This is a genomic window from Yoonia sp., from assembly GCF_036770585.1.
GTDB lineage: Bacteria > Pseudomonadota > Alphaproteobacteria > Rhodobacterales > Rhodobacteraceae > Yoonia.
The window spans coordinates 1-5,533 of sequence record NZ_DAIPIW010000112.1; the positions used below are offsets into that span (position 1 = coordinate 1).

A 5,533-nucleotide genomic window follows, 5' to 3' on the forward strand; every position below is an offset into this window, starting at 1 on the left:
TGGGTGCGGCCCAAGGGGGGCGCATGAGGGTCTTCGTGATCGCGGGCGAGGCCTCGGGCGACAAGCTGGGGGCCGCGCTGATGGCGGGGCTGAAGGCGTTGCGGCCCGATGTGACCTTCGACGGGGTCGGTGGGCCGCTGATGCAGGCGCAGGGGCTGGTCAGCCGCTTTCCGATGGACGAGCTTTCGGTCATGGGGCTGGCAGAGATCCTGCCCAAGTATCGCGCCCTGAAAGCGCGGATCAGGCAAATGGCCGAGGCGGTCCTTGCCACGAAGCCGGATGTGCTGATCACCATCGACAGCCCCGATTTCTGTCTGCGCGTGGCGCGATTGGTCAAGGGCGCAAGCACCATCCGCACCGTGCATTATGTCGCGCCCACGGTCTGGGCGTGGCGCCCCAAACGCGCCCAGAAGATGGCGCATCACATCGACCATGTGCTGGCGCTGTTCCCCTTCGAGCCGCCGCTGATGCAGGCGGCGGGCATGGCCTGCGATTTCGTCGGCCATCCCGTGGTGGCCGAGCCTGTCGCCTCGCAAGCAGAGGCCGCGGCACTGGGGGACGGCACGGTGGTTCTTGTGCTGCCCGGCAGCCGCAAGGGCGAGGTCACGCGACTTGCCGACCGCTTTGGTCAGGCTGTGGCGCGGATCGCGGCCGAGGTGCCCGATGCGCGGTTTGTCATTCCGACAATGGCGAATGTGCATGATCTGGTGCAGGCCCGTGTCGGCCATTGGACGGTGCCGGTGACGGTCCTGCCGCCCGACACACCGCTGAAGGCTGCGTGGTTCAAGCGGGCGGATGTGGCGCTGGCGGCCTCGGGGACCGTGTCGCTGGAACTCGCCGCCGCGGGCACGCCGATGGTCATCGCCTATGACATGGCCTGGCTCAGCCGCAAGATCATCGCCCGCATGTTGCTGATCGATACGGTGACGCTGGTCAATATCGTCTCGGACAGCCGCGTCGTGCCGGAATTCATCGGCGAGAAATGCCGCCCCGGTCCGATTGCCGATGCGGTGCTGGCGGTGCTAGCAGACCCCGAGGCGCAGCGCGCAGCCATGGCGCTGACCATGCAGCGGCTGGGGCAGGGCGGTGAGGCGCCGGGGCTACGTGCCGCGCGCGCGGTGCTGGCGCGTCTTGCCGAGCCGCCCGTCAAGGATCAGTAGCCCGCAGGCCAAGACGCCGAAGCCCAGATAGGCGCGCAGGGGCAGCGCCTCGCCCAGAACGACCGCCCCGAGGGTGATCGCGACGGGGGCGACCAGCAAGGTCACCAGCATCAGATTGCCGCTGCCCGCCATGGCGAGGACCCGATAGTACAGCAGATAGGCCACCGCCGTGGCGACGACCGCGTAATAGGCGATGGCCGCCCATGTCTGCGGTTGCAGATCAAGCGTGATCGGGCCCTCGACGAACCAGGCCATGGGCAGGCTGACAAGGCTCGCCCCCGTGACCATGCCTGCCGCCGCGACCTGCGGGCTGAGGCCCGACAGGGCCTTGCGCGCCCAGACACCGGCAAGCGCATAGGATACCGTCCCCGCGATCACGGCGATCTGGCCAAGCGAGCGGATGTCGAAGTTTCGGAAGGACTCCAGCCCGATGGCCGTGGCCACGCCGCAAAAGCCAAGGGCCACGCCGATGGCCTTGCGCGCGGTCAGGCGTTCATCTGCCAGAAACATCGCCGCGACAATGACCCCGAAAACGGCGGTGCCGGCATTCAGGATCGAGGTCAGCCCCGTCTCGATATGCTGCTGCCCCCAAGCCATCAGGCTGAAGGGAATCACGTTGTTGAGCAACCCCATGACAAGGAACGCGCCCCAGATGCGTGGCGCGCGGGGAACCGTCAAGCCGCGCAGGATGATATAGGCCCAGAGGATCAGCATGGCCCAACCGGTGCGGTGGGCGACGACCGTCAGGGGCCCGATCTCGGCGAGGGCCAGCTTGATCGTCAGGAACGACGCCCCCCAGATGCAGGCAAGCAGGAAGAGCGCGGCCCAGGCCTGCGGCGAGATGGATTTCTGAAGCGGTGTCATGGCGGTATCTGGTGGGGGAGGTATCCCGTGGGCAACCCGAAAGATGCGGGTAGAAACGAAAAAGCCCCGCCGAGGCGGGGCTTCTTGGTGTTTTGTGCTGTGAAAGCTTAGAAGCGGTATCCGACGCGGAAACCGACAGCGATTGCCGAGTTGTCCGTGAACTCGGATGCGGCAATGGATGTCTCGGGACGTGCATCGCCGAAGACGAAGTAGCTGACGCCGGCGGAGTAAGTGATATTGCCTGCCGTGTACTGCCCGCCCACCGCGATGGATGTGGTGCCGTTCGTCGGCGAAAGCGGTGACACAAGATCGTCGTCTCCCTCAGCTTCATAGCCGACGGTCACCGAACCCGAGAATGCATCGCTGAAGCGACGCCCGACGCCGATGCTGTATTCGGTTCCCGTGCTGAGGTCGGTCAGGGAATTACCGAACAATTCTGGCACGACTTCGGTAACGTCGTAGTCTGCCCAGCGGATGGAACCGAAGAGCAGGGTATCAGCCGCGATACCGGTCTGGAAATCAAGGTTGATGGCTTGTGGCGTCGTGACCTTTGTATCCGCAGTTTCCAGCGATCCGAAACCGCCCAAGCCTGCTGGAATGAATTCCGTCGTCGGGAAGGAATGTTCGATCTCGGAGTGATAGGTCAGGGCAACACGCAGCGCGATATCAGGGATCTCGTACGCGGTGCCCAGTGTGTAGCCAAAGCCGGTGTTTGAATCAAAAGAGGCATTGTACCCGTTCGCAGGCCCAAAGGCGGCACCTGCGAGTGTGACGTCAGCCGAGATCGTTTGGGCGCGCAGACCGCCATAGACGCTCCAGTTGCCGTCGATCTGATACTTCACCAAACCGGTCACAGCGTTGGATTCGACCGTGGCTGCCGTTCCGCCGAGGTTCACAGAACCAGTGGGATCGTAAGAAACGTTGGCCCCGTAAGGTTGATCGAAAATGACGGCAATCGAAATGCGCTCGTTGATGTCTTGCTTGTAGCCCAGGCCGAGGACGCTGAATGCATCACCGACGTTTCCTGAACTCGCGCCCCCACCCAAGCCGATGTCGATGTCTTCGCCGTCAAGCGATGGCATGACGTAGCCGAACGAGAACTCGGCATAGCTACCATCCTCGAAAATGATGCCGGTTGGCTGGCCAGAGCGGTCAAGCCCAAGCGCCAGCGCAGAAGTTGTCGTCAGCAGCAGAGCGGCGCCCGCTGTCATTACGTTTTTCATGTCCTCATCCCTGTCATGAATAGAAATCGTGCACGGAGACTAGTGAGTGCCTAAGGATTGGGTCAATTCTTGACGCCACGTCACATTTGCGGTCCCGCCGTAGCGTCACAAAATTGCAATATCGGCAAACCGCGCCCTACGGCCCGACGGATGCTTTCTTTGCCTCGCCGCGCATCACGAAGGTGATGTTCATGTAGTTGGCGGCGAAAATCAGCGCGGCCCCGATAAAGACAACGATTTCCAAGGGTTCGCCATAAAGCAACATGCCGACGACCGCGATCGTGGGCAGCCGGACGAAGTCGATGGGCATCACCACGCTGGCGGGCGCGATCTTCAGCGCGTTGGTCAGGCAGAAATGCGCCATCAGACCCGCACATCCGATCAGGATGACCCAAGGCACATTGGCAAGCGAGGGCAGGGCCAGATCTCCGTCATAGCCGGCGCTGATCAGGCCGAAGACCGCCTGCATGGTGGTCAGATAGAAGAGGATCGACGTGATGCTTTCGGTCCGGGTCAGTTTCCGCGTCAGAATGGCGGTCAGCGCAAAGAAGACCGCACAGCTGGCAGCGGCGATCAGACCTGCGTCGATGCTGTCGGGGCTGGGGCGCGCCACGATCAGAATCCCGATGAACCCGATGCCGGCGCTGATCAAGCCGACGGCGGTCAGCCGCTCGCGCAGGATCAGGGGCGACAGCAGGATCACCCAGATCGGCGTGGTGAATTCCAGCGCGAAGACCTGCGCCAGCGGGATCATGGTGATGGCATAGAACCACAGGTTCTGGCCGGTGAAATGAAAGATATTGCGCAGGGCATGCAGACCAAGTCGGTCGCGTCCCACCTCTTTGAGCGTGCCAAGATACCATCCGACACCGACGACGATCACGATCCCCGTCAGACTGCGGAAGAACATGATCTCGAAAGTGTCCAGCTCGGTGCTGACCGTCCGGCCGGCAATCGCCATCAGCGTGAAAGAGGTGATCGCCCCGATCATCCAGAGCGCGGCTTGCAATGTGGTGTTCATCCGCGCAGTTGTCATCGGATGCCCCTGTTTTGCAAGCGCGAATACGCTATCTTTCGGACATGCGTTTGATCTTGTCCCTCGTGCTTTGTCTTTTGCCGCTGCGGCTGGCCGCCGATCCTGTCCAGACCGTCGCCGCTGCCGCTGCCGCCGCCTTTGACCGGATGCCGCAGGCCGAGATCGTCTTGACCATCGCCGGACAATGTGGGGCCGACGCCAGCGTGCATCCTGACGTGGCTTACTGCACCTCGCGCAATACCATTCTGGTGGCGCAGGATGCCGCCGCCCGTCCGCAGACAGCCTATTTTCTGGCCCATGCCTATGGGCACGCGGTGCAGGTCCAGCACGGTGTCGCCGATGTCGCGCTGCGCGAAATCCGCGCCCGCCCCGCGGATGAGGCCCGCTTGCGCGGCTGGGTCGAACGGCAGGTCGACTGCATCGCGGGTTTCGTGCTGTCTCGCGCCGGTCTGCCCTTGCCCGATCTTGTCGCCGCATTCGCCGAGGACCCGCTGGACCGGCCCCATTGGGGGCGTTCGCCGCTTGCCAATGGTCCACATGTTCCGGTGCCTGTTGCGGCGCGGGCTGAATGGCTTGCTTCAGGCTATCAGGGCGGGTTGGCCGCCTGCGCCGTCGGGGAATTCGATGCGTCTTTGCTGATTGCGGCACTGGAAGACTAGCCGCGCGCCGCAGCCGCTTGGCCTTAGGTCTTCACGTACCAGTCTTCGAACAATGAATAGTCACTCAGCTTTCGGGAATAGCCTTTTTTCGACAGAAGAGCGTGAACCTTTTCCCTGATCTCTGTGTAGTTGTGCTCGCATTTGATGATCTTGATGTCGTAGTCGTCAAAGTCGAAGCTTTCGAGAATTTCGAACTCGCTCCCCTCTGTGTCAATCGACAGATAGTCAATTTGCCTTGGCGCCCCATGCTTTCCAAGCATGTCTCCCAGCGATATCGTCGTCACTTCATATTTCGTGTTCGCCTGCGCCCTCGCGGATCGATGCTGGTCACTGTTCGAAAACCGATCGATCGTCGAAAGCTCTCCATCGTGCAATCTGTCATGCACTTCGTTGAACAGCAGCCTCTCGCCGGTCGTGTGCCAGACGCAGTCTGTTTCGATTGCGGCGGAGCGATTGTTTTTGAGCGATGAATGCCATGTCCTTGCAGGTTCGGCCAGGATCCCATCCCAATAGAATTTCGTTTCCAGAAGATGGGTATTGCTTAATTTGACGCCATCGGTCGCGCCGAATTCGACAAAGTAACCGCCCTGT

Annotated in this window: 6 protein-coding genes; 2 read left to right on the plus strand and 4 right to left on the minus strand. The window is 62.1% G+C overall.

What is annotated here, in order from left to right; all coding sequences use genetic code 11:
- Window positions 1-23: 23 nt before the first annotated feature.
- On the plus strand, window positions 24-1,160 hold the full coding sequence (gene lpxB / locus V7N12_RS13455) for a lipid-A-disaccharide synthase (RefSeq protein ID WP_333715145.1): 1,137 nt from the start codon (window positions 24-26) through the stop codon (window positions 1,158-1,160).
- Here lpxB and V7N12_RS13460 read toward each other — a convergent pair.
- From V7N12_RS13460 to V7N12_RS13470, 3 genes are all read right to left on the minus strand, one after another.
- Complete coding sequence (locus tag V7N12_RS13460; RefSeq protein ID WP_333715141.1) at window positions 1,101-2,024, minus strand: DMT family transporter; 924 nt, start codon at window positions 2,022-2,024, stop codon at window positions 1,101-1,103. The two genes, lpxB and V7N12_RS13460, sit on opposite strands and share 60 nt — an antisense overlap.
- Before the next feature lie 107 nt (window positions 2,025-2,131).
- On the minus strand, window positions 2,132-3,247 hold the full coding sequence (locus V7N12_RS13465) for an OmpP1/FadL family transporter (protein WP_333715142.1): 1,116 nt from the start codon (window positions 3,245-3,247) through the stop codon (window positions 2,132-2,134).
- Between the two features lie 136 nt (window positions 3,248-3,383).
- A complete protein-coding gene (locus V7N12_RS13470; RefSeq protein WP_333715147.1) occupies window positions 3,384-4,268 on the minus strand; it encodes a DMT family transporter in 885 nt (294 codons plus the stop codon).
- 80 nt (window positions 4,269-4,348) lie between these two features.
- Between V7N12_RS13470 and V7N12_RS13475 the strand changes: the two genes are divergently transcribed.
- The gene (locus V7N12_RS13475) at window positions 4,349-4,942 is read left to right on the plus strand and encodes a neutral zinc metallopeptidase (RefSeq protein WP_333715149.1); all 594 of its coding nucleotides are present in this window, start codon (window positions 4,349-4,351) and stop codon (window positions 4,940-4,942) included.
- Window positions 4,943-4,965: 23 nt separating this feature from the next.
- On the opposite strand, the gene V7N12_RS13480 is transcribed toward V7N12_RS13475, so the two are convergent.
- A partial coding sequence (locus V7N12_RS13480) for an FkbM family methyltransferase (protein ID WP_333715144.1) occupies window positions 4,966-5,533 on the minus strand: 568 nt, incomplete at its 5' end.

Bases quoted from the DNA above. Each gene is read 5' to 3' on its own strand.
- lpxB (WP_333715145.1), top strand. From the start codon at position 24: ATGAGGGTCTTCGTGATCGCGGGCGAGGCCTCGGGCGACAAGCTGGGG.
- V7N12_RS13460 (WP_333715141.1), bottom strand. From the start codon at position 2,024: ATGACACCGCTTCAGAAATCCATCTCGCCGCAGGCCTGGGCCGCGCTC.
- V7N12_RS13465 (WP_333715142.1), bottom strand. From the start codon at position 3,247: ATGAAAAACGTAATGACAGCGGGCGCCGCTCTGCTGCTGACGACAACT.
- V7N12_RS13470 (WP_333715147.1), bottom strand. From the start codon at position 4,268: ATGAACACCACATTGCAAGCCGCGCTCTGGATGATCGGGGCGATCACC.